Consider the following 26,241-nt stretch of genomic DNA (forward strand, 5'->3'; position numbering starts at 1 on the left):
TCCTTCCCTCACACTCCTGTAGATGCCTTCTATACTTGTAACTCCTCCTAGTTGTAAAAAACCTACACCTGTCAGGGGGGCTAGGGGGGGTCGAAGAGTGTTGCACGATTTTAGATAAATGGTATTAGTATTAATTGCCTGTCAAGTTCTTTAATAGATCGGAGTACATGGAGAGCAAATAATGACAACAGTATACGGCATAGACATCAGTAAAAAAGACTTTCATGTCTCATTACTGAGAGAAGGTCGTGCAACTAAACCCAGAAAGTTTACGAACAATACTCAAGGGTTTGAGAGTTTACATAACTGGCTGAAACAACAAAGTGTAGTCGAACTCCATGCTTGCATGGAAGCCACTAGCATTTTGGCGTGAAGCCTTAGCCGAATTCCTGTATGGGGAAGGCTTCTGCGTGAGTATCGTCAATCCAGCCCGGATTAAAGGGTTTGCCAAAAGCGAACTTCTACGAACTAAAACCGACTCCGTAGATGCGGCACTCATTGCTCGTTTTTGTGCGGCGATGAAACCGTCTCTATGGACACCAACCGCGCCCGAAGTTAAAGAATTACAAGCCCTGTTGCGATGGCTCGAATCAGTCACAGAAATGATGACGAGCGAACAAAACCGCTTGGAGACAGCCACGCCAACAGTTGCTGCCCTTACCCAGGAACACAGGCGAGTATCTCAAACAGCAACAACAACTAATCAAAAAACTGATTAGTGACCATTTTGACCAACACCCACACTTAAAACAACAGCGCGAGCTGTTGACTTCAATTCCTGGCATTGGCGATTTAACAGCTTCTATATTATTAGCTGAAATTGGCGATGTTTCTGATTACGATAATGCTCGTCAATTAGCAGCCTATGCTGGTTTAACACGCCCGCGAACGTACTTCTGGGACTTCGGTTAAGGGCAAAATTCGTTTGTCTTGTACGGGTAATGTCCGACTGCGAAAAGCTTTGTATATGCCAGCGGTAGTGGCGATGCGTTATAACCCTTTGTTGAAAGCGATGAGTGAGCGATTATTGGGTCGTGTCCAGGTCAAAATGCAGGTGATTGGTGCTTTGATGCGGAAGTTGGTGCATTTGGCTTTTGGTATTTTAAAGTCCCAAAAGCCTTTTGACCCTAATTATGCGAGCGCTACCCCTTGACAGGTGAAGACAGTATCTACAGGCGAACCTATTTTTGACTAATGACTAAACTAGATTTACTCGTGCGGGCGATCGGCAAAAAGTGGCTTTGGGTACAAGCTGTACTAGCATTAGCCTTTCTTTACTTGCCAATTCTGATCTTAATTATCTACTCCTTTAACGCCTCCAGATTCAATGCCGTTTGGCGCGGCTTTACCCTCGATTGGTACCGCAGTTTGTTTAGCAATGCAGGCGCGACGATTGCTACGAGTAGCAGCGCCGGAATCTGGACAGCACTCAACAACAGCTTGCTAATTGCAGCTATTTCGACTGTGTTAGCGACAATTTTTGGTACAATGCTCGCCCTAGCACTCGAACGCTTTCATTTTCCGGGGCGCAAAGCTGTAGAAGCTTTACTGTTTTTGCCGATTATCATGCCCGAAATTACGATCGGCATTTCGCTGCTAGTTTTCTTTACCCTAGTATTTCGGATCGTAGAAAATCTTACGGGAATTCGCCTCAATCTCGGCTTACCTACTGTAATTATAGGTCACATTGTCTTTAATATTTCCTTTGTGACTATTACTGTCAGGGCACGTTTGGCAGAACTCGATCCGATATTAGAACAAGCAGCTTTTGACTTAGGCGCTAACGAATGGCGGACTTTTTGGCGCATCACTTTCCCTCTAATTCGACCCGCTATTTTCAGCGCCGCACTGCTGGCTTTTACTCTGTCGCTGGACGATTTTGTCGTCACATTCTTTACCACTGGCGTCGGTTCGGTGACGCTGCCGCTATTTGTTTACGGCATGATAAAATTTGCAGTAACGCCAGCAATTAATGCCATTTCAACTTTGATGTTGTTCGCTTCCTTATTCCTAGTTTTATCATCATTAAAAGTTAAAAAAAGTTAAAAAGATTGCTTTCTGTGTCATAATTATTGTCATCTGCAACTAACACAACCTATGAAACGCCTGCTGACTTTCCTACTTTTGTTCGTGATGAGTGCAACGGTGGCTTTCGGCTGTAGCCGGACAGGTGGCAACCAACAGCAAGTGCTCAGCATTTACAATTATGCAAGTTATATCGCCCCAGAAGCGATCGCCCAATTCGAGAAAGAGAACAATGTTAAAATTCAATACGACACTTTTGAGAACAGCGACGCACTCTATGCCAAACTCAAACAGGGAAACCCCGGTTACGACTTAATATTTCCCGCCGATTACATGGTGAAAATCATGATCGCAGAAAATATAATTGAACCGCTGAATTTAAACAATATTCCCAACCAAAAAAACCTAGAGCCTAAGTTTGTCAATCAAGCTTTTGACCCAGGAAATAAATATTCCCTGCCCTACCAGTGGGGGACCATGGGAATTGGCTACAACGTGAAAACAATCCAGGGAGAAATTAACAGTTGGGGGGTGATGTTCGACCCAAAATATACCGGAAAAGTCGCGTGGCAAGACGATGCCAGATACACATTAGCAGGAGTTTTAATGTATTTAGGATTTGACCCAAATACAACCAATCCCGAAGAGATTAACAAAGCCCGCGATTTACTGATTAAAAGTAAAAATATCATTGCAGCTTTTGTCCCCGACACCGGGCAAAATCTGCTCGATCAAGGAGAAGTAAATTTGACAATGGAATGGAGCGGTGATATTTTCCAAGTGATGACAGAAAATCCTAATCTCCGTTACGCTATTCCCAAGGAAGGAACAATCATTTTTTCTGACAACATGGCTATTCCCAAAGGTGCGCCCCAGAAAGAGTTAGCGGAGAAATTTATTAACTTTATTTTGCAACCAGAAGTAGGCGCCCAAATTTCCAATTTTACCCACTTCGGATCGCCCAACAAAGCAGCAATTGATAAAGGTTTAATCGATCCGAAAGATTTGAATAATCCTCAAATTTACCCGCCGGCTGAGGTGTTTGGCAAAATGAAATTATTGGAGGATGTCGGGAAAGCCACTGCATTGTACGATCGAGCTTGGACGGAAGTTAAAGCAGGGGCTGGAAAGTAGATATAAAACAGGTTTCTGCCGGGGCTGGTTTACTTAATTTTTTAGCTTGTTTTGGAGTTGCACCATTCTCAAGAACAGGCAAGATGCCTGTTCCACAAAGAATAAATTTCTTGTGGAACGGGCATCTTGCCCGTTCCTAAACAAATAATTGAGAATGGTGCAAGATATCAGTTTAACCGGACTCGAACTCAGATTTTTATTACTCACACATACTAACACAATGCACTCTGTCGAGGTTTTAGAAGTTTCCAAAATATTTAAAAGTGCCCGCAGTAAAGATTTCTTAGCTGTAGACAACATCAACCTGCAAATTTACGATCGAGAATTCTTTTCTTTACTCGGCCCTTCTGGCTGCGGCAAAACTACAACTTTGCGAATGATCGCTGGTTTTGAAATTCCCACAGCGGGCGAAATTTACATTCACGGCCAACCGATGCAAAATCGCCCGCCATTTCACCGCCCAGTAAATACGGTATTTCAAAATTATGCTTTATTTCCGCACATGACACTAGCACAAAATGTCGCTTTTGGGTTGGAAATGGAGAATTTGCCTCAGAAAACAATTCGCGATCGCGTTGCTGAAGCCTTAGCATTAGTACAGTTAACCGAGGTAGGAAAACGCTATCCCCGCCAACTGTCAGGGGGACAGCAGCAGCGAGTAGCACTAGCAAGAGCATTAGTCAAACAGCCGTCTGTTTTGCTGTTGGATGAACCCCTAGGAGCGCTGGATTTAAAATTGCGTAAAGAGATGCAATTAGAATTAAAAAAAATGCAGCGAAAATTGGGAATTACGTTTATTTATGTAACTCACGATCAGGAAGAAGCACTAACGATGTCGGACAGAATTGCAGTGATGGATGGAGGAAAACTGCAACAAGTCGGCACGCCTGTTGATATTTATGAATATCCTAAAACGCGGTTTGTTGCTGATTTTATTGGCGACAGCAATTTTTTAAGTGGTCGAGTAGTAGAAAAGCAAAACGGTAAAATCATCGTGTTGGTTGACCAGGAGTTGCCCGTGTTAGTTGCGACAGCCGAAGATATCCCCCCTGGGAAAGTTGTCACCCTGGTGTTGCGGCCAGAAAAAGCTGCTATTTATCCGGCTAATTATGACGCTGAAAATAGCTGGCCCGCAATAGTAGAAGAGGCTATTTATATTGGCACTGACACGCGCTATACGGTGCGGTTGACTGCTAAAAGTTCGATCGCCCTTCGCCGACAAAACTTGCACAGAGATGACTTGCAGCGATACCAAGTCGGCGACAGCGTTCGAGTTGCCGTGCCGCCGGAAAGTATTTGCATTTGTTGACACTCAAGCGGGCTGAAGCCACTGAGATTCTTTGGAAGATTGAGGAGCAGACTGAAGATGCGATTCCTCCCCGGTAGAAGATAATCTACTTCTTCCTTCTGCTTCCTCCTTCTTCCTTCGCGTTTTTCGCGTCTTCGCGGTTCAATAATATAGACAGTATTGGTACTAAACCCGCGTTTGACTTTGCAAAATTTCCTCCAACAGCCTCTCTTGACTTTTCGCCGGTTCCTTGCAAGTCAAACACTCGCAAACTAACCCGATAACACCTTCAGGCAAATCAGCCTCAATCTGACAGACAGCAGTCGGATAATACTGGGAAATCAAGCCAGAAATTCGATCGGGAGTCGTGCGAATCAGGGTAGAATGCTGATACCAGTCGATCGCCGAAAGCAAACTCGGACAAGCTTGCGGAGCATCTTGTACAATACTGCTGAAAGCTTGCAAACCTTGCTCCGCGCGATCGAGATATTCCAAATTCGGGCCCAACAGCGCGAGGCGAACCAAAGAGGCGATCGCAATTCCATTCGCCGCCGGAGTTGCATTGTCTATATAGCTGCGTTCCCGCACCAACAAATCTCCGCTAGCATCCTTAGCAGTATTGTAATATCCTCCCAATTCCACGCTCCACAAAAACTCATCAAACTCTTCTTGCACCTGCACAGCTTTCTCCAACCAAAACTGAGAATTCGGCAACTGTTTTGCCTCTTCCCCCTTACCTAAAGTCAAACTCGCTTGATGCAAATCCAACAAAGCTTTCACAAACAAAGCATAATCTTCCGACTGCGCGGTAACAGCAGATTGTCCGTCATAATTCAACCGCTGAAACCGCCCATGCGTCCACTGATTGTCTAAAATAAAATTAGCCGCTTTCACAGCTAATTCCAGATATTCCAAGTTTCCAAAAACAGCCGCAGCGCGGGCTAAACCCGAAATCATTAAGCTATTCCAAGCAGCAATCATTTTCGTGTCAGTAACGGCGGGAATTCTACCCGGCCAACTGTCATTTTTAGCTTCTTGATTGTTGCGGGCTGGCGGAAAGGTTTTCACAGTATCGGGATTGCCACCGTAGCGAACAGCAAAGAGTTTAGCCAAACCCGTTGCTACCGTGTAGCTCAGTTTTCCTGGATGGCGGCGCTGCAATACATTCTTGCCTTCAAAATTGCCGCTGCGACTAACAGTAAACTGTGCTTTAATTTCTGCCAATTCCTCAGCAGTTAATAGTTGTTCCAGTTCGGCATAAGTCCAGACATAAAATGCTCCTTCTTCCGGTTCTGACCCCCCCGTTGCCCCCCCTTGGTAAGGGGGGGTTGAATTTTCTGCCTCCCCTTTGTAAGGGGGGGTTGAATTTTCTGCCTCCCCTTTGTAAGGGGGGATTGAATTTTTTGCCCCCCCTTGGTAAGGGGGGGTTGGGGGGGTAAAGCTGTCCGCATCCTGTGCAGCATAAAAATAGCCTGTTGGCGCAATCATTTCTCGCTTCAACCATTCTACCGTCCCCGCGATCGCAGTTTCAAAAGCGGGTTCTTGTATTCCCGCGCTCCACAAATTTGCTAAATACTCAACAATTTGACCGTTGTCGTAGAGCATTTTTTCAAAGTGTGGCACAGTCCAAGTCGCATCAACCGTATAGCGGTGAAATCCGCCTCCTACGTGGTCGTAAATGCCGCCCAATGCTAAGTCTAATCCGCGCTGAGTGCAGACTTGTTTACTGTCGTGTTTTGATTCAAAATTAAATCGCGTTCCCCGCAGTGCTAGCTCAGCATAAGGTATCATCGGAAAACTGGGGCCGGGGTTGCTGCCGGCAATAATTCCGGTGTTGAGTTCTAAGCCTTTTTGGAAGAGTTCGCGATTTAATTCGGCGGTTACTCCTGATAGCGCTGCCGACTGTTGGAGGTTGCCTAAAATCTCGGCTTTGAAGGCTTCTACTTTGCCTTTTTCTGTGTCGTAAAAGCGGCGAATTGCTTGCAAAACTTCTAAAAATCCCGGCCGTCCGTAGCGCGGTTCTACGGGGAAATAAGTGCCTCCGTAGAAGGGAACTCGCTCGTCGGGAGTGAGAAAAACGTTGAGCGGCCAACCGCCTTGACCAGTCATCATTTGCAAGGTTTGCATATAAATGCTGTCGATATCCGGGCGTTCTTCACGATCGACTTTTATCGGTATAAAATGCGAATTCATGTATTCGGCGATCGCGCGATCGGAAAATGCTTCCCCTTCCATCACCGTGCACCAATGGCAGCTAGAGTAGCCAATTGACAGGAAAATCGGTTTATTTTCGCTTCGGGCCGTTTCCAAAGCTTCGTCGCACCACGGCCACCAGTCGATCGGATTTTCGGCGTGTTTCCGCAGGTAAAGGCTTTGGGATTGAGCAAGACGGTTGACCATAATCAAATCCACTTTAACTTTTGCTGGGTAAGCTTGTCAGTTCTATAGCAGTTTAGCGCGATATGTTTTAGTTGAGTTGTTGCTGATAATTATGTTTTAATATTAAGGCTGATTATCTCGATTTAATATGAGCTTATCATCTCGGAGAACCTTCAATCAACAGCTCGGACAATTTTTGCTGAGTGCTGCTGTTCCTCCTGCTGTTATCAAACTGAGCCAAACGGCATCGTCGGAACCAGCTTTATTAGAAACTAATCTTAACAATTTCCTGGCTAAAGCAGACCCAGAAATAGAATTATTAGTCCCGACCTTTTTAGGTAACGACAAGCGTCGGTTCTACGGCAGAGGTGTTCCGAAAAGTTTGAAGTTAATCGACAAATTTCAACTAGGAAGCGGCCGGACTTTTCTGGGAAGGCGGTCTGTAGTTTGGAGCGGTGCCGGTTGGACAGGACAGCCGACAATTACCAGAGACGGGGGGAAAACTTATTTAATTATAGGTGCTTATGACCACAATTTGCGAAAAATAGATATTGCTACTAATAAAGAAGTTTGGCGCTATAAATTTGATGATATAATCAAAGGTTCATCAACGATTTATATCGATCAAAAAGCTAGCGCCGAAAACAGAATTGTAATTTTGCAGGGAAGCCGTAGTGGCGGTGGTGGCAAAAGTGTCGTGCCGAGTTTTAGGGCAATATCTTTTAGAACTGGCAAAGAACTTTGGAAATTGGACATCAGGAAAACGCCTAGCTACAGCCGCGATAATGACAGCAGCGCTTTGGACATCGGCGGTGGCGTTTTGTTCAATGCGGGGGAAAATGCGATCGGCTATTTTCTCGATAGTTCCACAAGCAGTGCAAAAATCAAACAAGGCATCAAGCAGCCAAATATCTTGTCGGAAGTACAGCTTTATGCTGCAGCAGATATCAGCAAACACCGCGGAAACTTGGTAGCGGAGTCATCGCCATCACGGCTCAAAGATCGAATATTTATAGCTGCGGGTTCCGGTCATATTTACGGTATTAGCATTGCAACTAAAAAGATTGTTTGGGATTTCTATACAGGTTCAGATTTGGATGGAAGTGCTGTAATTTCTAAATCCGGCAAACTGTTTTGTGCAATTGAAAAACAATACATTCAGGGCAACGGCGGAGTGCTGAAGCTGAATCCAAACAAGGAACCGAATGCCAGCGTCGAATGGTTTTTGCCGACTGGAAATCGCCGACTTTCTAGCTGGGAAGGCGGGATAATTGGCTCGGTAGCGTTGAATGACGAGTACAATCCAGGGGAGTTTCCGGCGCTGTTTGCCACAAATGCGATCGACGGCAATTTGTACATCGGTTCCCAAGATATGATTACAGGTAAAAAAACTTTTGTGCCTTGGCGAAACCAGTCTTACGATACTCCGGTAATAGTATTTAAAAAAGCGATTGGTTCTTCAATTTCAACTCCAATTTTTACCGATGGCAATAAACTGATCAGTGCGGGATACAACGGTGTTTATTTGTTCACTTTGAATTGGGAACGAGCAAAGTCTGGCGATCAGAATGCTTTGAGAAATGCTAAAGGGGAGTTTTACCGCTTGAAAGTAATAGAATCAGGGAGATTTAAGCCGGGTTTGTCATTTGAGGCGACGCCTGTAGTTTGGGACGGAATTGTGAGGATTTGCGCGAGGGATGGCTGGATGTATACTTTGGGTTAGTCATTAGTCATTAGTCATTAGTCATTAGTTATTGGTTATTTACTACCAATTAGCAACTCCCAATTAGCAATGCTCTTCAGCGAAGATGCTCTTCGACCCAATTCGTCAACTCAAAACTTGCCCCCGCATTTTCCGGGTGTTGAAATCCGCCACTGTCACTACCTGCCGTTTAAGTGCGCTTATATCTATCATAGAAAGGATGTCAGGAATTATAGGAAACTTGTTATGGCAACTCATGAAACTCAAATAAGTCAAGTTTACGGTTCAGAGGATGCTCAAGGTATTTTACAGCTTGCGATCGCGCGGCGACAGGATGAAGGGGAATTATCCAGAGTGCAGCTTTTCGAGATTGCAGCGGAATTGGGCATTTCCGAACAGGATATTGTGGCGGCGGAACAACAATGGTTAGCAACTAGAGGAGAAGTCCAAGAAAAGCTGGTTTTTAACACTTACCGTCGTCGCAAATTGCAGAAAAATGTGACAAAGTACGGCATTATCAATACTTTTCTAGTTTTGTTTAATCTAGCAGGATGGCACGAGCTTTCTTGGTCGCTTTTCATTTTACTAACCTGGGGATTGGGATTGTCGCTTAATGCTTGGAATGTCTATCAAACTGAAGGCGAAGATTACGAAAAAGCCTTTGGGCGGTGGCGTTTGAAGAAACAAGTCGGTGAGTCTCTTGGTACGGCGACGGATAAGTTTATGAAGTGGTTGCAGTCTTGATTTGCTATGGTAAAAAACGCTATCGCCCTTTCTTTTACTTCACACTGGTGAAGTAATTCGGATTTTAACCCGTTACTGGAAAGAGTAATTGTTAAGGTTTTTTATTGGAACCTATCCCAAAGCGCGATCGCCCTTTATTGAGTTACACAATGAAGGACACTGCATTGCCGTGTCCCTACAAATATCCCTCTTTTAGTCCCTCCCTGCAGTCGATCGCATTCTCTGGGCCCGAAAAACCTAACTTTCCTGGGGCAACTTTCCCTTAGCAGCATTTTCAACAGCAGGATGAATTAATACCGATCGCAAACCTTGACGAATTTCCGAACTCAAATACCTGCGCTGCAAAATCTGCCATTTTTGCCAAGCTGCATAGCGATTTTCGGCCAACAAACCAGCCAACTTCGGCAACTCTTTTTTCAGATCGCGATCGACAAAATCTGTCAGAAACTCCCCTAAAACTTCAGTGTCTTGAATATCGCCCAAACATTCCTGAACAGCTTTCACATCTTCGACATAAACTTCGTAAGTCTCGCTGTAAAAATCCCCAAACAGATTCATCAAATAGCGAACTCGCTTAGCTTGCTTCCGCAAATCGTGCAGAATAGTTCCCTCGGCTGCTAACTTCTCTTCGACAGCCTCAGCATTCAAATCATCAGCAACTTTAACTTTGCCATCCTCATATTCCGTGCCCAACAGCCAAGCCGGATGCAGGAAAAACTCACTGACTTGAGGTAACAGTAAATCTGGCAAAACCTCAGCAATTGGCAAATGTTCGATCGCCTGAAACTTCGGTTTTTCCAGCCAATCCTCGATCGACTGCTTCAGCGATGCGTAGCTTTTGTGTTCTAAAATCGCCCTCACCCCTTTCAAAGCCCGGTGCCGCTGTTTGAGCAAATTCAACAAAGCCTTATCCAAAACTTCCTGTTCGTCAGTCGGCAAATTCGGGTAATAGCGGTTTTGGAGACTTTCGAGCATCACATCCAAATCCCTGAGAGTTCCCAGAATCCGCCCCACCTTACCAATTTTACGTTCAGAAGCCTCTTTTGGCCAATCTAAAACCGGAGCAAAACCAGTCACAGCCGATCGCAAACGTCTCAATCCCACGCGCATTTGATGAAGTTCTTCCGCGTCTTGGTCTTTGAGAACTTCAGCCTCGTGCGCTACACTTTTGCGGAAATATTTCTCAATCGCCTCAGAGGCTGCGTCTCCGAGAGTTTTAACTTGAGTTTTAACTTTTGCTGATGTTTTTACGTTCATGGCAGGTGTAGATTCCAGATCCCTGATCGACTTTAATTTGGATTTCAATGCTTTGCTAGTAAAGGGTTTACATCCTAGCACACAACCCCAATTTATGACTGGCTTCTCTACATAAATCTTAATATAAGGTGCTTGACAGTTTATACAAAGTCAGCATTTAGCAATCCTTCAATTATTCAATTCTTCAATCCAAAATCTAAAATCTAAAATCTAAAATAAAATTTCCCTCCCTCACCCTTGAGCTCATAAAAATCGGATTTCTGGCGCTCTTTCCCAAATAGGTTAAGAACGCTGCAAACAGATGTTTATTCGCCAAAGGGTGAGAGAGGGTGCGATCGGGAGGACAAGTTTTAAATTAAATCAAACCCGCCCAGGCTGCCCGACTTCAAAGAGGCAGTTTAGCCTTTCCAGTCTTTCTGAGATTGTTCGAGCACGTAGGTTGCTACATCCTCGATTTGTTCCGGCTTCAAGCGGCCGGCGAAAGCAGGCATAGCATTTTTGCCCTTTGTTACCTGAGCGGTAATAGCTTCCAGAGAATTCATGCCGTACTTCTCAAGAGCAGCCGATTTCAAGGTTTTCATGGCCATAACCACGTTGCCGCCACCGATGTGACAAGCAGCACAGTTCGAGCTAAAGATTTTAGCTCCTTTAACCGCATCACCTGCCAAAGCAGGGCGACCAAAGCCGACGGTAAAAATTGCGAACGCTAATAGGGCGATCGATAAGAGTCTTTTCAACGCAGTTCTCCTCTAATGGACACGCAAAGGGTGATTCTTTAGATATTTTACCTGTTAAAACAGGCGCGATCGCGCAGTCGTATCGCCTTCTTCCGAGTAATTTACCACTTTTTGGTAGTGGCAATTCAACTCTCAAAATTCTCCACGCCCCAGCCCGGAGCTTTCTGAGCAGCCCGGATCACAAAAGCCGCTAAATTTTCAATCTCAGCCTGTGGCATCCAGCTTTCCGGCACTTGGCGGCACCAAAAAGTCTCCTCAGTACCGTCATAAGTCATCGGTTCTCTCAAATACGCCACCAGACTATTGATGTTGTTGCGGGGAGGCGTTGCCCCTTTAAGGTCAGCCAAAGACAGAGATATCATCGGATCGGGCAAATTAGCTCCTCCGACGTGACAATTCAAGCAATTTTGCTCGAACAATACCTTGCCCGCAGACAAATCCTGAGCCGAAAACAAGCGAGTATGTCCCTCAGAGTCCAACTCCAGAGCCACAGGTTCGCTGGCTTGTAAATACCTATTCACGTAAGAATCGGCAGCAGCCAAAACAGGTTGAGGAGCCAACAGCACGATCGGCAAAATAATTAACATCCCCAACAGAAAGCAGACAAAAGCACCACGACGCAGCATGAGGGACTACAACCTTTTGCGATAATCAATGAGCCGGAGGTAAATTTTAGATTTCAGATTTTAGAGCGAAAAACGACCAGCCAGCAATTCTTGCCGAACTTCAGCCCTCTCTCAATCCAAAATCCAAAATCTAAAATCTAAAATCTAAAATCGATTAGCGAGCGCCTTTGCCACCAGCCCACTGCTTGGAGACAATTTTTGGCTGCAACAGAATGTGACCAGCAATCGCGTACAAATCGTCATCCGAGAGATTTCTCATCTCAGCGAAAATATCCGCACTCTTCATGCTCGGATGCAGTTCCGAAATTTCCTCAAACCCGTCATAAGTGGTGGGATTTTTCATAAAGTCCACCAGCGACTCAATATTATTCCGGGGCGGGTTGGCCAAAGCCAGAGTTTCCGGACTCAAATTCACGTTCGGGTCAGTTTTTGTCATGCCCGCAGCGTGACATTGAGCGCAAGCCGAATTGAACAGGCGTTTGCCTTGCTGAACTTGTTTGAGGCTCAGCACCACTGGAGCACCCTTGTCATTCAAAGTCACAGTGCGAAGTTCAGGACTCAGTTCGACAGCCATCGCACTGCTGACAAATAACTGAAAGCTCAAGAATACAGCGGTCAGAGCAATGAAATATCTTTTAAGCATGGTTCTCCTTAAAAAAATCCGGCAAATTATTGAACGCTAAGAGATCGTACCTGGCAAACAGATTTCTGTTCAAAATTCCCTCTTTCTGCAACAACTGGCAAAAGTTGGTCCAGCCATACCTTTAAAGGTAGAGGAATTTTGCGATCTAATCTGCAAGAAGTTTTGAGTCGCGCCTTTTTTCGAGAGTGGACATAATTGCCTTAACATCCTCCAAAGCCAAACGGGTTTGAGGGTGCTTGTAGGCAATTTCCAACTCATCGCACAAGCGGATCACCTCTTCAACAGGGACGTTGAAGTCCTCTGCTATTTCTGCGATGGACAGGTCTGCAAAACCCATAATTTTTAGGTCGCTGACAGGTCAAAATTGAGTTGACGGCTATTAACTGAAAGCCGGACAATTGTAGAAAGCGCTGTTAGCTTGTTCTGTTAGTTTGTTCTGAGATTTTGTTTGATCTATCGCAAGCTAACTAACCGCTAACTGCGACTAGGCATTTTTGCCCAGCCAAATTTCAGGGCCAATCAACTTCCGATCAATATCATCCCACTGCTGCGTCGTTATTACCAATAGGAAATGCGGGCGCGGGGCTCAAAACCCGGTGTCAGCGTGAACGTCTCGTTACCAAACTCAATATTTTTGGTAGAAGCCTGGTTTTTCGCAATTCCTCAGAAATTTCCCTCTGTGCCCCGCACTCACCAACAGACAATCATCCGGCGCAGCAGCTTAGGGAGAAAGTTTGAAAGCGTGAGTCTGCGGGGGCAAAGCGTGGTTATCGCTGGCTTCGAGGGCGGGGAATTCCGAGCTGGCCAAGAAAGGCTGAGGCTGGTGGAGGCTGATGAGCTGACCAAGAGTTTTCTTTAATTGAGTCCGGGGTACAATCAAGTCTACAAAACCGTGGGCGAAGGAGTATTCGGAAGTTTGATAATTTTCCGGCAGCTTTTCGCGCAGAGTTTGCTCGATTACCCTGCCGCCCGTAAAGGCCACAGTAGCTTTTGGCTCTGCAATTATAATGTCTCCCAGCATGGCAAAACTGGCGGTGACGCCGCCGGTGGTCGGGTGGGTCAAAATCGGGATGTAAAGCAGTCTCGCTTCCCGGTGGCGTTCCAGAGCCCCGGAAATTTTAGCCATTTGCATCAAGCTGAGCATTCCTTCTTGCATTCTCGCACCACCGGAAGCGCAGACAATGATCACGGACAAGCGTTCCCGCGTGGCGTGTTCGATGAGGCGAGTTAGCTTTTCTCCGACAACTGAGCCCATGCTGCCGCCGATGAACTGAAATTCCATGACTCCGAGGGCGACTGGCAAATTTTCTAGTTTGCCGATGCCTGTTTCTACGGCGTCTAGGTGGCCTGTTTTTTCTTGAAATTCTCGAAGTCGATCGCTATATTTTTTGCGATCGCGAAATTTCAGGGGATCGGTGGCGTGCAGTCCTTCGTTAAGGGGCTCCCAGGTATTGGGATCGATCAACTGCTCGATGCGATCGTCACTGTAAACTCTGATATGATGCCCGCATTCCAAGCAAACCATTTGATTTGCTCGCAGGTCTTTGGTATAACTCAGGGCATCGCAAGCTTCGCATTTATTCCAAAGTCCGTCCGCAATTTCTCGTTCCGGCCGTTCTTGGGAGTTCGGTACTGATTTTCGTCGATTTGCAAACCAATCAAATAGAGACATTAAAACTTGGTAATTGTTAACTGTTGACTGTTGACTGTTGACTGTTGGCTGTTGGCTGTTGTTATGGGAATTGTTGACTGTTGACTGTTGACTGTTGACTGTTGGCTGTTGTTATTTGTTACTTGTTATTTGTTGGTGATAATAACCAATAACTAATAACCAATAACTACTGACTGCTGTCCTCTTCAATGGGACTGATGAGGAGCGATGCTGTTTGCTGGTGTTCTGGAAGAACTTGCAGGGCTGTAGCACTTCCAGCCCCGAAATAAGATGCTATGCCCAAGTCTACAATCCGGGCCGGGATTTCATGAGCAGCTAGGAGCTGCTGCATTAATTCCGCTTCCCAACGAAAGCTAGTAGTTGTAAGTGTAATCCAAGACACGGAACAATTTTACCAATTTTTGAGACAATATTATGTTCGATCGCGCCTGACTGCCTGCGGATCAGAAACTAAAATTCGGGAAAAACAACTGTAAGTAAGTAGATAAGATCGCTTCCCCCCACAGAGCAGTAATTGCTGCACCGAGAGCCAGAAACGGGCCGAAAGGCATGGGTTGACGCCGATCGAGTAACCCGAGGGCGATCGCCCCGCCACCGGCAAAAGCCCCGGCTACACAGGCGATGAATCCCGCTAGCAGCAAGTATTTCCAGCCCAGCCAAGCTCCCATCAAGGCGGCCAATTTGGTATCTCCGGCCCCCATCGCATTCTGCCCCAGCCCGATCGTCCCGGCGAGTCCGATCGCGTCAAACAGCCACAACCCGACAACTGCTCCCGCGATCCCATCAAGTACCAGATAGTGTATCGAGTCGATCAAACTAAATGTCGGCCACAAACCTTTCGCCATTTGGAAAACCAATCCGACCACCAAACCCGATCGAGTTAAAGAATTAGGCAAAGTCATTGTATCGCAATCAATCAAAGACAAAGCCAACAGCCAGCTAAACAAAGCCCAAAAACCAAGAGTTTGCACTGTTACGCCAAACCGCCAGAAGATTAACAAAAACAGCAAACCCGTAGCTGCTTCCACCAACGGATAGCGGGCAGAAATGCGACTGCTGCAGTGATTGCAGCGTCCCCGCAGCCACAGCCAACCGAAAACGGGTATATTTTCGTAAGTTCTGAGTTGATTTAAACACTTGGGACAGCGAGAAGGAGGGTGTATCACCGACAAACCCGCAGGCAACCGATAGACTACCACATTGAGAAAGCTGCCAATAGCCGAGCCGGAAACAAAGATGATCGCGGCAACAAGGGAATTAAAGATAATTTCCATTAAGTTGTCTGTTGACTGTTGACTGTTGTCTGTTGACTGTTGACTGTTGACTGTTGACTGTGGTTATTTATTAATTGTTAGATTGTATTCGGTCACTTATCCATAAGGTTTGTAGTTAGGACTAAAGTCCTATTTAAATTTTAAGGACTAAAGTCCTCACAGCTTACCAACCGAAGTATTGGGCCTTGGGCCTTGTACATTGGGCATTGGCGATTTGAACTAACAAGTAACAACTAACAAGTAACAACTAACAAGTAATGACTAATGACTAATGACTAATGACTAATGACTAATGACTAATACATTTGAGATTCAATTTCGTCAAAAGTAACAAAACGTTCACCTGGCAACAAAACGGGCTGCGACGCAAAAATTAGCTGACCTCGATCGCTTCCTTGAGTGACAACTACACCGGCTGGACGCTGCATCTGCTCGGAATGCACTTTCAGATACATACCATAGGCCGATCGAGCAGCTCGGATCAAATCGGGAGCTAGCAAGCTGTGACTTTCGGAATTTTCTATAGTGGGTTCTGGGTTTGGCTGGTATGGAGTCACTGGAAACTTATCATAATGGTATAAAGTCGAGCTATTGGCGTTGCCTCTACATTGATCGAACTTACCCTATTTTTTAAGAATAAACTTAGGTGAAAATTATTAATAGATTAACCTACAATCCTCCCTTGGCTGCGATCGAACTGCGGCTGCGATCGCTCCTTTCGGCTCAACTGTACGCTGCTGCGTGGGTAGATCCGTCCCCCGCAACGCTAATGGGGGTTTTCGATCACCTGCGAACTCTGCGCTACATCCTCCACGACTACGTGCCCCGGCCCGTGTCTGAATCTCCGCCCAACCCGGGCGAGGTGCGCTACCAGTGGCAAACAGGCACCTTGCTGTTCACGGATTTGGCAGGCTTTACCTCGCTGTTGGAAGCGAACGCAGCCCAGGGGCGCAAGGGAGCTGAAAGCCTGCTGGGCGTGATTAACGACTATTTTGCCTCGATGATTGAAATTGTCAGCAAATCGGGCGGGGATTTGCTGGAGTTTACCGGAGATGCGATGCTGGTGCAGTTTCTGTCAGGAATTCACCAAGAGGATACAGCGAGGGCGGTGCGGGCGGGTTTGCGGATGCAGCGGGCGATGGCTGAATTTGCCAATATTGAAACGGCGCGGGGTGTTTTGTCTTTGAGGATGCGGGTGGGCATCCACTGCGGGCGCTATATTAGTGCTGACATCGGTACGCCGCTGCGGATGGCTCACGTACTGCTGGGGCATTCAGTCCAGCAAGCCAAGCAAGCTGAGGGTTCTGGGACTGTGGGGCGGGTGTGTGTGACTGAAATGGCTAGAGAGTCTGTGGCAGAGCAATTTCGTTTTGAAGCTGGGAAACCGGGTTATTTTTTGGTGGCGGACGATTTCACCAACGATCAACTCGGAGAGTATGATATCACTTTGACTCGGCGGCGGATGCCGAGTTCGGTATTGCTCGATCGCAGCGTTGCGGGCTTGGTAAAAGAAATCGGGGAAGCTGTGCAGCGGCTTGAACCCCTTGCTAGTTATATTCCCAAAGCGATTCTGAGACTGCTGGTGGAAAATGCTGATCAGCGCAAAATCCCGCCGGATTTTCCTGAACCGACGGTGATGTTTGTCAACTTGATTGGTTTACCGGAGTCTGTGGACCAAGCTTCGCTGGAGGAAGAAGTCAATCTGATAGTGGCTTTTTCTCGGGTGTTTGCGTCGATTGATGCTGTAGTCTCAGCTAAAGGGGGCGTGTTGCAAAAAGTAACGGCGCACTTAGACGGTTCTGATATGCTGATTTATTTTGGCGTAACCGACGCTCACAGGGATGACGCCAGCCGCGCCGCTAGTGCGGCGATTGCGATCCGAGATATGATTACAGGCTTGCCTCGGGTAATTATCGGGGGTAAAGAAATAAAAGTAAGCTGTCAAATTGGCCTGTCCCTGGGGCCGGTGTTTGCTGCTGAGGTTGGGGAACCGCGAGGGCGCAGGGAGTTTAATATCCTCGGGGATACGGTGAATACGGCTGCTCGATTGATGAGCAAGGCGGCGGAAAACCAAATTTTGATTGCTGAAAGGGTGTATGAGTCGATCGAGCTAAACTTTATTTGCCAGGCTTTGGGATCTGTTGCTCTGAAGGGGAAATCTGCTCAAACTCCGATTTTTGCTTTGCACAGTGCAAAAGGGGAGAAGGGAAAAGGGGGCGTTTAAATCACTTTGCTGGGCAATAGTTGTACAGGTTTTATGTTCACAAAGGCAAGTACAGCACAACCCTTTTCCACTCTGACTCCTAAATGTTATTTTTATAATTTTTTACGATACTTCTTCGTCAGATCAGTTCCGGTTGCATCGGAATGATTTAACCGCAGAGAACGCAGAGAACGCAGAGGGAGATCACAGAGAGATGAATAATTCCGATGAAGGGCGGAATTAATATCACTCGCATAAACTAAACTCCGATCGATACTTCACCGTTCCGCTGCTATCCTGCAAAGCTCCACTTTCTAACTCCAACACCATAAAAGCCTCATCGGGTACATCGTATTCACATCCCAAGCTCTTTCTACTAGCAGGAATGAACCCAAAACGCGGATAAAAATCTGGATGACCAAGCACAAAAACTGCCTGAAATCCCGATCGCCCGCACTCTTTTAAACCTTCCCGAATCAGCAGAGTTCCGATACCTTGCCGCTGATAGTTGGGTAGAACTGCGACTGGCGCCAACCCTAGAATCGACAAATTCCTAGAACATTTTCCTTCCACGACAACCGGACTGAAGAAAATGTGTCCGACAATGCGATCGGATTGTAGCGCAACGAAGGAAAATGTAGATGCAATTCCCCGCAATTTATCGACTAAGTTAGCCTCATTTTCTCGCCCGAATGCCAGAATATTAATGTTGCGAACAGCTTCTACATCTTCTGGCTTTTCGGTACGGATATACATAGCTTATATTGATTGATTCTTCTAGCAACTAACAGTCATTGTTGCGGTACAAGCTGACTGGAAGACAATCGCTTAATGCCCTCCATCGCTGTAGTTTCTCCGGCTTTGTCACCGCCCTCACGAGCAATTTTTAAAGCTTCCTCGTAGGATTCGAGAGCTTGAGCATTTTGACCGAGACTTTCATGAATTGCGCCCATATTGTTGAGCAAGCGTCCGATACTTGTCTTGTCACCGATAGATTCTAACATCGGTATTGCTTGCTGAAAATAGATCAGCGCTTGAGTATCTTTGCCGAGTTTGCGAGAGGTAAGTGCCATGTTGTTGAGGAGGCGGCCGACGCCAGCCCTGTCTCCGATTTCCCGGCGAATTGCTAAAGCTTGGTGGTAAAATTCCATCGCTCTATTAAAGTCGCCGATGTTGTAGTAGACGCCGCCCATGTTATTGAGGGTACGGCCTAAATCCCGCCGATCGCCGGTGGCCGTGCGAATCGTCCGCGCTTGCTGGTAAAATTCGATCGCCTTGGCGTAATCTACCTGTTCTGCGTACACGGCCGCAATGTTGTGGAGGGATTCTCCAATTTCAATTTGGTCGTCGGTAGTTTTGGCAAGTTCCAAAGCTTCTTGGTGCAGTTTCATCGCTTCGGAAAAATTGTCCCCAATCCGGTTAACGAAACCGATGAGATTGAGAGTGCGCGCGATACGACGCCCTCCGCTGATTTCTCGGTGAATGACTAAAGCTTGCCGCAAAACTTCCAAAGCTTCGGGCCTCAAACCCATTTCGCCATAAGCTTCCCCCATATTGTTGAGGGTTTCTCCGATTCCCGCTTGGTCGCCGAGTTGCTTGCGAATTGCCAAAACTTGCTCAAAAGTCTCGATTGCTTCTCGAAACAAACCCTCGCGGTGCTGTTTTACTCCTGTTTCAAAGAGTTCGTCTGCTTGCGTTTTGGGGTCTCTTGCCTGAGCGAGTGAAGCGAAGCTATCCCGTAGGGAATCGCTCGCTTGGGTGCGCCTCGCATTGATAGTTGGGGCATAAGCTAGAGCGTCTGAAATTGCCAGCAAGCTGAGTGCGGGCGATAAGACAATACTTATAGCTGCGAGATAGCTGAAGTGGTAAGAGCGGCTGTGCACCGATCGAGTCCTCCAATAGCTAAGTGATAACTATTAAGATAGAGCTTTTTGGGGTGTTCCTGCCAAATTTTTCTCAATCCCTAGCTTCTGACTGGGTTTTTGTCTTGCCAGACTGCCATAATCAGTGGCATATTGTTGAGAGCGGATATGACAGCAAAGTTTTTGCTGGGTGGAAGCGATGCTTTTTCAGAGCTTTGCAAGATGATGTCCTGTTGGTCAAGCGTGATCCAAGCAATTCCTGACAAAACTTGAATTTCTCGATGAGTTTGAGGCAATCTGTATACCTCTTTTTCCATCAGAATAATGCGATCTGGCGCTGCACATTCGGAAGATATTTGAAGCATAGCCTCTCCTACTTGCTAATTGGTAATTGGTAATTCGTAATTGCTAATCGAGGACTGTATTTCACTTCATTTCCACGCAATCCACACACTACTATTGGCAATAACGCCGATCGATCCAAGCGCGCATTTCATCATCCGTCGCCACGCAGGTAGAACGACCAGTCGCCCGATCGCAACCGTGCCACCAAGTGTTACCATAGCGATCGCACGTCTGCCAAATTCTCAGTTCGTCCTCACTAGAAATGAGGTAGAGCAAAAACTGCCCAATTTGATTTATAGCTGAAAAGAGAGATTGCCCTTTCTGTTTTTCGGATGGGTTAGCTCGATCGGCACTCGAAAAATATCTCATTATTCGGGGATTTATCCGAGTTTTGTAAGTAGACATAGCCAACACCTTAAATTGATAACTTTTACAAAAATTGCACCAACAAAATTACAAAAAAGCTTTTAACTGCAATAATTTCATCACAATTACAGCACAATATTGTTGTCGTGCAAGTCCTGTAAAAGTCTATCTGTTACCTGATAAATTAACCTTAACTCTGGGGCAATTGACAATCAAAGCATTGCTTGCATAGGTTGTATGAATAAAATCGATATATCGAAGCCCTTGTGACAATTTGGGTACTACTGGCACAAACGCTATGAACGAAATCAATACGCGGCGGATGAAACTCTCTCAGATTCAAGCTTTGATAGCTGTAGCAGACTGTGAAAACTTTAGCGAGGCGGCTTTGCAATTGGAACTGTCACAATCCGCCATCAGCCACGCCATCGCCTCTTTAGAAACAGAATTGGGAGTGCAATTGTTCCACCGGGGGCGACACGGTGCTCAACTGACGCCAGTGGGGGAAAGGGTGGTGAGTCACGGGCGTCAAATAGCCTGCGCCTTAGAAATGATGGTCAAAGAAGCGGATTTAGAAAAAGGTTTGCAGGGAGGCCAGGTACGGATAGTTACTTTTCGGAGTGTCGCAACTCATATCCTACCGGGTATTATTGCTAAATTTCGCAGTTGCTTTCCCAAAATTACGGTTAGTATTACCGAAGTTTATTATACCCAAGCTGTGGAAGAGGCTTTGCGATCGGGCAAAGCAGACATCGGCTTTGTCTCTCTTCCCATCTCCGATGAATTTGAAACGAGGGAAATTTTGCGGGATAAATATGTTGTGTTGCTGCCACCAACTGCCAAATTGTCAAATGCTAAGATTACCTGGGAAGAATTAGCGGCTTATCCATTGATTTTGCAGCCGGTGGAAAATGCTTGTTCTGTACCGCTGCGAAAATATTTGACAACTTCGGGGTTTCCCTTAAATATCGCTTACGAACTCAGCGAAGATTCAACTATTGTCAGTATGGTGATGCAAGGTTTGGGTACAGCAATTCTTCCCCGTTTGGCGGCGGAACCGATACCTACTTCGGTGAAAGTTTGCAGTTTGCCTGCGGATTTTGAGAGGGTAATTGGGGTGGCTGTTTTGAGGAATGGGTTGTTGATTCCTGCCGTTTTTGCGTTTTTGGATTTAGTTAAAAGTGCCGCAGAGATTGATTCTGAGGGCGAGTTTGCGATTAATCCTTCTTAAGTAATTAATTGTTATTGGTTATTGTTATTTGTTCTTTAACTGGTTCCCAGGCAGAGCCCATTGGTGACAATTTCCTAATTTGTCACCAATGTCAAGTGGGATAGGCAGACAGATTTAACTGTTATCAGATCCTGGATTTATGCTCATATTTGACAATCCTCCAAAGTTGAGACGGCTAAAACGCCGATAATTAACACTAGGGCGATCGACCAATTAGGCGGTTGTTTCGGAAGATTCTTTTTTTAGGCATTGGGCATGGGGCATTGGGCATTGGCCAAACAGGGCATTGGGCATCGGGCATCAGGCATCGGGAAAATTTATATAGCAATTTTCACATAATGCTGAACACTTTCTGAAGACTTTCTCTTCCCTTCTCTTCTCCTCTCTTCCTTCGCGTCCTTCGCGTCTTCGTGGTTCGTTAAAAAAAAACCGATCGCCATTCTTAAAAAATTCCCATATCCAAGAAATATTAATGTATAGTAGGGGCAGGGCGGGTTTATGAAATTGTATATTACGGGCAATTATTGTTTGCGAACCCGCCCTACAAAATTCAACATCAAACAAGTCCGAATCATCTCGTTTCCGGTTGCATCGGTATTATTCAAACAGTTAACAGTCAACAGTCAACAGTCAACAGTCAACAGTCATTCTGGTTCAACCGGAATTGATATTACAATTTATAACAATCTATGGCTCCTACAGTTTTGATTACAGGCGCTTCTCAAGGAAGTGGCAAAGCAACAGCAATTTTATTTGCAAGTAAAGGTTACGATGTAGTGATGGTAGCTCGCCAGCCAGAGAGATTGGCAGCAGCAGCGGCTCAAGTGCAGCGAGAAGGCACTTCCGCTGTAGCTATTGCCGGGGATGTTGGCGACATTCATCAAGTGCGCGCGATCGTCCAAAAAGCCCTAGATACCTGCGGCAACATCGATGTTTTGGTTAACAATGCTGGCATTTGTCTCACGGGGGCGATCGAGCACACTACCTCCGAAGACTGGCAGCAATTAATGAATACCAATTTTTGGGGATGCGTTAACACAATTCAAGAAATATTGCCACATTTTTTGCAACGAAAAACAGGGACAATAGTCAATGTTGGTTCTATTGGTGGCAAAATGCCTTTGCCTCAAATGACTGCTTATTGTGCCAGCAAATATGCAGTAACTGGTTTAACAGAAACTTTGAGATTGGAATTAGCGCCTCAAGGTATTCACGTTTGCGCCGTGCATCCGGGCCTAATTAATAGCGATTTTTTAGAAAGAGCTCAATTTCGCGATCGAGACGAACCCGCAGTCGAATTGCGCCGTCAGCAAATGAGCAAAATGCTGAAATCTGAGTGGGCAACTCAGCCCGAAGATATTGCTAAAGCTATCTGGGATGCTGTGAAAAATCAGCGTGCAGAAGTTACCGTCGGCCCCGCTTTTGTAGCGTCGGAAGCTTATCGGTTGTTTCCCGGTTTGATGCAGTGGGCAATGGAAAAGGGCAAGTTATAATCCTAATTGGTAGTTGGTAAGGTGCGCCATAAGCACCAGACAAATTATTAGTAACGCGCATCAGTCCTAGGGGGTCGGTTCATCTGAATATATACAACTAAAGAAAGAGACTGTGAAAGCCGCCCGAACACTATAATGGCAAACAAACCAGGAAATACACCATGCAAATCAAAGCACTGGCCGTTAAAAAAACAGGCGGATTGCTTGAAGAATACAAATTCGATGTCGAACCTCCAAAAGTACATGAATGTATTATCAAAGTGTTAACCTGCGGCATCTGTCACTCAGACTTGCACATGATTGACAACGATTGGGGTCAATCAAAATATCCCCTCGTTCCCGGCCACGAAGTTATCGGAGAAGTGGCAGAAATAGGGCCGCAAGTGACTCATTTAAAAGTGGGCGATCGCGTTGGTGTCGGCTGGCAAAGGTCGTCTTGTTTGCAGTGCCGCGACTGCTTGCGCGGTAACGAAAATCTCTGCGATGAAAACCAGGGATTAATTGTTACAGGCCCGGGCGGTTTTGCCGATTATTTGATGGTAGATTCCCGCTTTGCTTTTCCTATTCCCAAAGGCATCGATTCCAAAATAGCGGGGCCGCTGTTGTGCGGCGGAATTACGGTTTACGCAGGTTTGCGGAATGCGGGGATGAGTTCCGGCCAAGAAATTGGAATTCTCGGCATCGGTGGTTTAGGACACATGGCGGTGCAATTTGCCAAAAAATTAGGAAACCGAGTTACAGTTTTTACTACTTCCCAAGATAAGGCAGAATTTGCACATAAAATGGGGGCGGACGAAGCTATTGTAGTAGGAAAAGGCGAAATTCCTCAAGCCCCCAGCAGTAAATTAGATATTTTGTTGAGCACTGTTCCTGCTGCTTTAGATTGGGTTCCGTACATTGATTTTCTCGATTCTAACGGTGCGCTTTCTTTTGTGGGAGTTCCCGACGAACCTTTGAGCATTCCGTTATTTTCGCTGCTGGTGAAGCAACGCCGAATTGTGAGTTCTCTCATCGGCGGTCGCGCTATGATTAATGAAATGCTGGCAATTGCAGAGAAGTTTGAGATTGAGCCGATTGTCGAAGTTTTTGCGATCGCACAAGCGAATGAAGCAATGCAGAAAGTCCGGGACAATCAAGTGCGCTATCGCGCAGTTTTGACGATGAGTTAGATAATGGGTAATGGGTAAGGTGCGCCTAGCGCACCCTACTAGAGATATATAAGCAACGAATTAAAGCAAAGAATTAGCATTAATAAAACGGCCGTTTAAATCGGCTGGGGTCACGTTCAACACAGTACCCAACAAAGCATTAGTAAAACCGAATCTAATATTAGTAGCTTCCACACGGCCGTTGCCATCGGGATCGAGACTTTGCCGCGAGATGCCACCCTTGGCTAATAAGCTAGTTCCACCGGCTATACTTGCAGGATCGATCAGCAGCAGTCTCGGATCGTTAAAGCTATAGCTTACCTCTTCCAAGGAGATATTGCTGCTGGTAAATGCCACACTAATTCCAATCGAATCGCTAGACTTATCAAAATCCACAATTACCGCGTCAGAAACTTCAATTCCAACTAATCTGCTTCCCGCTTGATCGACTCGCAAAACAAAGACATCGCTACCTGCACCACCTTGGTAAATATCCACATCTCTGTCGCCAATTAAAGTATCATTACCGTCTCCGCCCACTAACAAATCAACACCTTGTCCTCCGCGCAGCAAATCATTTCCCGCACCCCCATCAAGGAAATCGCTATTTCTATCTCCTGTCAAGAAATCGTCGCCAGTTTCTCCCAAAACATCGTCATCATCTTTGCCGGCGTAAATAGAATCATTGCCGACACCGCCTAACAGACTGTCTTGATCATCGTTGCCGAAAATCCGTTCTGCATCTGACGAGCCCCTGACAGTATCATTGCCGCCCACCATCCAAAGTCCCCCAGGAAAACTAGCAAGTTGTCCTGGTGCAAGTGTAATATTTTCAGGAGAATTGTCTCCTACCAAACGAGAGATGCCTGAATTATCGGGCGTGAGTACCATAGTTGTAAACTTTGTGCGAGGTGAGCATGGATATTGTGCAATATTCTACAGCTTAGTAGGGTGCGCCAGAGCACAGTTACTTCCTCACTCGCGATCGAGCAATAGTTGGCGAACCCTACTAGACAGCTCGATCGCTCCATCTTGGCACAAGCCTGATGGAAGTATCCTAGATTAAAATAAAAGTTAAAATTTGAGCCGATGCCAATTATCTTAGTTGAAGACTTGAGCAAAGTTTATCCCGTAGCGATTAAAGAACCGGGACTTAAAGGAACAGTGCGACACTTTTTTAGTCGCACTTACCGCAATGTCAAAGCTGTTGAGGGTGTTTCTTTCAGTATTGAACCGGGGGAAGTCGTGGGGTTTCTCGGTGCTAACGGTGCAGGCAAAACTACTACGCTGAAAATGCTGACTGGTTTGATTTATCCGTCTGCGGGTACTGTGAGAGTGTGCGATCGTACTCCTTCCCGGCGCCAGGCAGATTTTCTGCAAAAAATTACGTTAGTGATGGGGCAGAAACAGCAGTTAATTTGGGATTTACCTGTGCTTGACTCTCTGCGAATCAATGCCGCTGTCTACGGCATTCCCGATACAGATTATCGGCGGCGAGTCGGAGAATTGACAGAAATGCTGTCACTAGAAGGCAAGTTAAATCAGGCGGTGCGAAAGCTGTCTTTAGGCGAACGCATGAAAGCTGAATTGATGGCCGCACTAATGCACCAGCCGCAGGTATTATTTTTAGATGAACCGACTTTAGGTTTGGATATAAACGCACAGTTTAGCGTCAGGCAATTTCTGCGAGAATATAACGAGCGCTATCAAGCAACAGTGCTGTTGACGAGCCATTACATGGCTGACATTACTGCTTTGTGCAAGCGCGTTTTGTTAATCCATGAAGGTCAATTAGTTTATGATGGCAGTCTGGATGGATTGCTCGACAGGTTTGCACCTTATCGGGAAGTTCAGGTAAAATTAGCTCAGCCTCTGGCAAAAGATAGTGCTTTTGCTTACGGCGAGGTAGAATCTATTGAGGGAAATTCTGTACGGTTTTTAGTCAAAAGGGAGGAGCTGACGGTGAGCGTGTCGAAGATTTTGGCGCAGTTGGAAGTGATAGATTTGACTGTTACTGATCCGCCAATTGAAGAGGTAATTGGTAGAGTTTTTCGCACGGGAAAAGTGTAAGATTTTTGGATAAGCTCATTCTCTATAACAGGCGAGATGCCT

Annotated in this window: 28 protein-coding genes and 1 pseudogene; 14 read left to right on the plus strand and 15 right to left on the minus strand. The window is 46.0% G+C overall.

The genetic code is table 11. From position 1 onward, the window contains the following. The first annotated feature begins 181 nt into the window (after window positions 1-181). From QUA43_RS23330 to QUA43_RS23355, 7 genes and pseudogenes are all read left to right on the plus strand, one after another. Window positions 182-373: an IS110 family transposase gene (locus tag QUA43_RS23330; protein WP_333376834.1), complete on the plus strand. Its 192-nt coding sequence runs from the start codon at window positions 182-184 to the stop codon at window positions 371-373. Continuing rightward, entirely contained in the window at window positions 339-719 is a 381-nt protein-coding gene (locus QUA43_RS23335) for an IS110 family transposase (RefSeq protein WP_333376836.1), read from the plus strand. The genes QUA43_RS23330 and QUA43_RS23335 overlap by 35 nt, the downstream gene beginning before the upstream one ends. A 46-nt stretch (window positions 720-765) precedes the next feature. Continuing rightward, window positions 766-912 carry a transposase gene (locus QUA43_RS30950; RefSeq protein ID WP_445301997.1) on the plus strand — a complete coding sequence of 49 codons (147 nt, stop codon included), beginning with the start codon at window positions 766-768 and terminating at the stop codon, window positions 910-912. Continuing rightward, window positions 896-1,153: pseudogene (locus QUA43_RS23340) on the plus strand (transposase); the annotation flags it as partial. The gene QUA43_RS30950 and the pseudogene QUA43_RS23340, both read left to right, overlap by 17 nt. A 41-nt stretch (window positions 1,154-1,194) precedes the next feature. Beyond that, a complete protein-coding gene (locus QUA43_RS23345) occupies window positions 1,195-2,046 on the plus strand; it encodes an ABC transporter permease (RefSeq protein ID WP_333376838.1) in 852 nt (283 codons plus the stop codon). Between the two features lie 51 nt (window positions 2,047-2,097). Continuing rightward, on the plus strand, window positions 2,098-3,159 hold the full coding sequence (locus tag QUA43_RS23350; protein WP_333376840.1) for a spermidine/putrescine ABC transporter substrate-binding protein: 1,062 nt from the start codon (window positions 2,098-2,100) through the stop codon (window positions 3,157-3,159). Between the two features lie 220 nt (window positions 3,160-3,379). Further along, window positions 3,380-4,468: an ABC transporter ATP-binding protein gene (locus QUA43_RS23355; protein WP_333376928.1), complete on the plus strand. Its 1,089-nt coding sequence runs from the start codon at window positions 3,380-3,382 to the stop codon at window positions 4,466-4,468. A gap of 165 nt (window positions 4,469-4,633) precedes the next feature. Here QUA43_RS23355 and QUA43_RS23360 read toward each other — a convergent pair whose 3' ends face one another. Beyond that, on the minus strand, window positions 4,634-6,847 hold the full coding sequence (locus tag QUA43_RS23360) for a thioredoxin domain-containing protein (protein WP_333376842.1): 2,214 nt from the start codon (window positions 6,845-6,847) through the stop codon (window positions 4,634-4,636). Window positions 6,848-6,974: 127 nt separating this feature from the next. Here QUA43_RS23360 and QUA43_RS23365 point away from each other — a divergent pair, with 127 nt between their 5' ends. After that, window positions 6,975-8,549, plus strand: coding sequence for an outer membrane protein assembly factor BamB family protein (locus tag QUA43_RS23365; protein ID WP_333376844.1), 1,575 nt, complete (start codon window positions 6,975-6,977; stop codon window positions 8,547-8,549). A 225-nt stretch (window positions 8,550-8,774) separates the two neighbouring features. Next, window positions 8,775-9,272, plus strand: coding sequence for a 2TM domain-containing protein (locus QUA43_RS23370; RefSeq protein ID WP_333376846.1), 498 nt, complete (start codon window positions 8,775-8,777; stop codon window positions 9,270-9,272). A 237-nt stretch (window positions 9,273-9,509) separates the two neighbouring features. Here the strand turns inward: QUA43_RS23370 and QUA43_RS23375 are convergent, their stop codons facing one another. From QUA43_RS23375 to QUA43_RS23415, 9 genes are all read right to left on the minus strand, one after another. Then, window positions 9,510-10,529 carry a CHAD domain-containing protein gene (locus QUA43_RS23375; protein WP_333376848.1) on the minus strand — a complete coding sequence of 340 codons (1,020 nt, stop codon included), beginning with the start codon at window positions 10,527-10,529 and terminating at the stop codon, window positions 9,510-9,512. A 398-nt stretch (window positions 10,530-10,927) separates the two neighbouring features. After that, window positions 10,928-11,266: a cytochrome c6 PetJ gene (petJ, locus tag QUA43_RS23380; RefSeq protein WP_333376850.1), complete on the minus strand. Its 339-nt coding sequence runs from the start codon at window positions 11,264-11,266 to the stop codon at window positions 10,928-10,930. 125 nt (window positions 11,267-11,391) lie between these two features. Next, window positions 11,392-11,892, minus strand: a complete 501-nt coding sequence (gene psbV2, locus QUA43_RS23385; RefSeq protein WP_333376852.1) for a photosystem II cytochrome PsbV2 — start codon at window positions 11,890-11,892, stop codon at window positions 11,392-11,394. Window positions 11,893-12,046: 154 nt separating this feature from the next. Next, complete coding sequence (gene psbV, locus QUA43_RS23390; RefSeq protein WP_333035576.1) at window positions 12,047-12,535, minus strand: photosystem II cytochrome c-550; 489 nt, start codon at window positions 12,533-12,535, stop codon at window positions 12,047-12,049. Between the two features lie 145 nt (window positions 12,536-12,680). After that, a complete protein-coding gene (locus tag QUA43_RS23395) occupies window positions 12,681-12,872 on the minus strand; it encodes a translation initiation factor IF-2 (protein ID WP_333058460.1) in 192 nt (63 codons plus the stop codon). Window positions 12,873-13,256: 384 nt separating this feature from the next. Further along, complete coding sequence (accD, locus tag QUA43_RS23400) at window positions 13,257-14,207, minus strand: acetyl-CoA carboxylase, carboxyltransferase subunit beta (protein ID WP_333376855.1); 951 nt, start codon at window positions 14,205-14,207, stop codon at window positions 13,257-13,259. A 166-nt stretch (window positions 14,208-14,373) separates the two neighbouring features. Further along, window positions 14,374-14,589: a hypothetical protein gene (locus tag QUA43_RS23405; protein WP_333376857.1), complete on the minus strand. Its 216-nt coding sequence runs from the start codon at window positions 14,587-14,589 to the stop codon at window positions 14,374-14,376. A gap of 61 nt (window positions 14,590-14,650) precedes the next feature. Then, window positions 14,651-15,481 (minus strand): prepilin peptidase, encoded by an 831-nt coding sequence (locus QUA43_RS23410; RefSeq protein ID WP_333376859.1) that lies wholly within the window; start codon window positions 15,479-15,481, stop codon window positions 14,651-14,653. A gap of 296 nt (window positions 15,482-15,777) precedes the next feature. Next, window positions 15,778-16,038 (minus strand): hypothetical protein, encoded by a 261-nt coding sequence (locus QUA43_RS23415; RefSeq protein WP_333376861.1) that lies wholly within the window; start codon window positions 16,036-16,038, stop codon window positions 15,778-15,780. A gap of 89 nt (window positions 16,039-16,127) precedes the next feature. Between QUA43_RS23415 and QUA43_RS23420 the strand changes: the two genes are divergently transcribed. Beyond that, on the plus strand, window positions 16,128-17,705 hold the full coding sequence (locus QUA43_RS23420) for an adenylate/guanylate cyclase domain-containing protein (RefSeq protein WP_333376862.1): 1,578 nt from the start codon (window positions 16,128-16,130) through the stop codon (window positions 17,703-17,705). Window positions 17,706-17,930: 225 nt separating this feature from the next. Here QUA43_RS23420 and QUA43_RS23425 read toward each other — a convergent pair whose 3' ends face one another. The 4 genes from QUA43_RS23425 to QUA43_RS23440 all read right to left on the minus strand — a co-directional run bounded on the left by QUA43_RS23425 (window position 17,931) and on the right by QUA43_RS23440 (window position 20,260). Beyond that, entirely contained in the window at window positions 17,931-18,440 is a 510-nt protein-coding gene (locus QUA43_RS23425; RefSeq protein ID WP_333376864.1) for an N-acetyltransferase, read from the minus strand. 35 nt (window positions 18,441-18,475) lie between these two features. Then, window positions 18,476-19,567: a tetratricopeptide repeat protein gene (locus tag QUA43_RS23430; RefSeq protein WP_333376866.1), complete on the minus strand. Its 1,092-nt coding sequence runs from the start codon at window positions 19,565-19,567 to the stop codon at window positions 18,476-18,478. A gap of 80 nt (window positions 19,568-19,647) precedes the next feature. Then, entirely contained in the window at window positions 19,648-19,911 is a 264-nt protein-coding gene (locus QUA43_RS23435) for a hypothetical protein (RefSeq protein ID WP_333376868.1), read from the minus strand. Window positions 19,912-20,002: 91 nt separating this feature from the next. Beyond that, the gene (locus QUA43_RS23440; protein ID WP_333376870.1) at window positions 20,003-20,260 is read right to left on the minus strand and encodes a hypothetical protein; all 258 of its coding nucleotides are present in this window, start codon (window positions 20,258-20,260) and stop codon (window positions 20,003-20,005) included. A gap of 295 nt (window positions 20,261-20,555) precedes the next feature. Here QUA43_RS23440 and QUA43_RS23445 point away from each other — a divergent pair, with 295 nt between their 5' ends. The 3 genes from QUA43_RS23445 to QUA43_RS23455 all read left to right on the plus strand — a co-directional run bounded on the left by QUA43_RS23445 (window position 20,556) and on the right by QUA43_RS23455 (window position 24,150). After that, a complete protein-coding gene (locus QUA43_RS23445; protein WP_333376871.1) occupies window positions 20,556-21,488 on the plus strand; it encodes a LysR family transcriptional regulator in 933 nt (310 codons plus the stop codon). Between the two features lie 689 nt (window positions 21,489-22,177). Next, window positions 22,178-22,981: an SDR family oxidoreductase gene (locus QUA43_RS23450; protein WP_333376873.1), complete on the plus strand. Its 804-nt coding sequence runs from the start codon at window positions 22,178-22,180 to the stop codon at window positions 22,979-22,981. Between the two features lie 161 nt (window positions 22,982-23,142). Then, window positions 23,143-24,150: an NAD(P)-dependent alcohol dehydrogenase gene (locus tag QUA43_RS23455; protein ID WP_333376875.1), complete on the plus strand. Its 1,008-nt coding sequence runs from the start codon at window positions 23,143-23,145 to the stop codon at window positions 24,148-24,150. Window positions 24,151-24,210: 60 nt separating this feature from the next. Here QUA43_RS23455 and QUA43_RS23460 read toward each other — a convergent pair whose 3' ends face one another. After that, the gene (locus tag QUA43_RS23460) at window positions 24,211-25,020 is read right to left on the minus strand and encodes a calcium-binding protein (protein WP_333376877.1); all 810 of its coding nucleotides are present in this window, start codon (window positions 25,018-25,020) and stop codon (window positions 24,211-24,213) included. Between the two features lie 198 nt (window positions 25,021-25,218). On the opposite strand from QUA43_RS23460, the gene QUA43_RS23465 reads away from it, so the two are divergent. Then, window positions 25,219-26,199 (plus strand): ATP-binding cassette domain-containing protein, encoded by a 981-nt coding sequence (locus QUA43_RS23465; protein WP_333376879.1) that lies wholly within the window; start codon window positions 25,219-25,221, stop codon window positions 26,197-26,199. The last annotated feature ends 42 nt before the right edge of the window (window positions 26,200-26,241 follow it).

The organism is Microcoleus sp. N9_B4 (assembly GCF_036701635.1).
In the GTDB taxonomy this organism is placed as follows: domain Bacteria; phylum Cyanobacteriota; class Cyanobacteriia; order Cyanobacteriales; family Microcoleaceae; genus Microcoleus.

What these genes read in the sequence shown, in the direction of transcription:
- QUA43_RS23330 (WP_333376834.1), top strand. Translation starts at nt 182, where the DNA reads ATGACAACAGTATACGGCATAGACATCAGTAAAAAAGACTTTCATGTC.
- QUA43_RS23335 (WP_333376836.1), top strand. Translation starts at nt 339, where the DNA reads ATGCTTGCATGGAAGCCACTAGCATTTTGGCGTGAAGCCTTAGCCGAA.
- QUA43_RS23345 (WP_333376838.1), top strand. Translation starts at nt 1,195, where the DNA reads ATGACTAAACTAGATTTACTCGTGCGGGCGATCGGCAAAAAGTGGCTT.
- QUA43_RS23350 (WP_333376840.1), top strand. Translation starts at nt 2,098, where the DNA reads ATGAAACGCCTGCTGACTTTCCTACTTTTGTTCGTGATGAGTGCAACG.
- QUA43_RS23355 (WP_333376928.1), top strand. Translation starts at nt 3,380, where the DNA reads ATGCACTCTGTCGAGGTTTTAGAAGTTTCCAAAATATTTAAAAGTGCC.
- QUA43_RS23360 (WP_333376842.1), bottom strand. Translation starts at nt 6,847, where the DNA reads ATGGTCAACCGTCTTGCTCAATCCCAAAGCCTTTACCTGCGGAAACAC.
- QUA43_RS23365 (WP_333376844.1), top strand. Translation starts at nt 6,975, where the DNA reads ATGAGCTTATCATCTCGGAGAACCTTCAATCAACAGCTCGGACAATTT.
- QUA43_RS23370 (WP_333376846.1), top strand. Translation starts at nt 8,775, where the DNA reads ATGGCAACTCATGAAACTCAAATAAGTCAAGTTTACGGTTCAGAGGAT.
- QUA43_RS23375 (WP_333376848.1), bottom strand. Translation starts at nt 10,529, where the DNA reads ATGAACGTAAAAACATCAGCAAAAGTTAAAACTCAAGTTAAAACTCTC.
- psbV2 (WP_333376852.1), bottom strand. Translation starts at nt 11,892, where the DNA reads ATGCTGCGTCGTGGTGCTTTTGTCTGCTTTCTGTTGGGGATGTTAATT.
- psbV (WP_333035576.1), bottom strand. Translation starts at nt 12,535, where the DNA reads ATGCTTAAAAGATATTTCATTGCTCTGACCGCTGTATTCTTGAGCTTT.
- QUA43_RS23395 (WP_333058460.1), bottom strand. Translation starts at nt 12,872, where the DNA reads ATGGGTTTTGCAGACCTGTCCATCGCAGAAATAGCAGAGGACTTCAAC.
- accD (WP_333376855.1), bottom strand. Translation starts at nt 14,207, where the DNA reads ATGTCTCTATTTGATTGGTTTGCAAATCGACGAAAATCAGTACCGAAC.
- QUA43_RS23410 (WP_333376859.1), bottom strand. Translation starts at nt 15,481, where the DNA reads ATGGAAATTATCTTTAATTCCCTTGTTGCCGCGATCATCTTTGTTTCC.
- QUA43_RS23425 (WP_333376864.1), bottom strand. Translation starts at nt 18,440, where the DNA reads ATGTATATCCGTACCGAAAAGCCAGAAGATGTAGAAGCTGTTCGCAAC.
- QUA43_RS23435 (WP_333376868.1), bottom strand. Translation starts at nt 19,911, where the DNA reads ATGCTTCAAATATCTTCCGAATGTGCAGCGCCAGATCGCATTATTCTG.
- QUA43_RS23440 (WP_333376870.1), bottom strand. Translation starts at nt 20,260, where the DNA reads ATGAGATATTTTTCGAGTGCCGATCGAGCTAACCCATCCGAAAAACAG.
- QUA43_RS23445 (WP_333376871.1), top strand. Translation starts at nt 20,556, where the DNA reads ATGAACGAAATCAATACGCGGCGGATGAAACTCTCTCAGATTCAAGCT.
- QUA43_RS23450 (WP_333376873.1), top strand. Translation starts at nt 22,178, where the DNA reads ATGGCTCCTACAGTTTTGATTACAGGCGCTTCTCAAGGAAGTGGCAAA.
- QUA43_RS23455 (WP_333376875.1), top strand. Translation starts at nt 23,143, where the DNA reads ATGCAAATCAAAGCACTGGCCGTTAAAAAAACAGGCGGATTGCTTGAA.
- QUA43_RS23460 (WP_333376877.1), bottom strand. Translation starts at nt 25,020, where the DNA reads ATGGTACTCACGCCCGATAATTCAGGCATCTCTCGTTTGGTAGGAGAC.
- QUA43_RS23465 (WP_333376879.1), top strand. Translation starts at nt 25,219, where the DNA reads ATGCCAATTATCTTAGTTGAAGACTTGAGCAAAGTTTATCCCGTAGCG.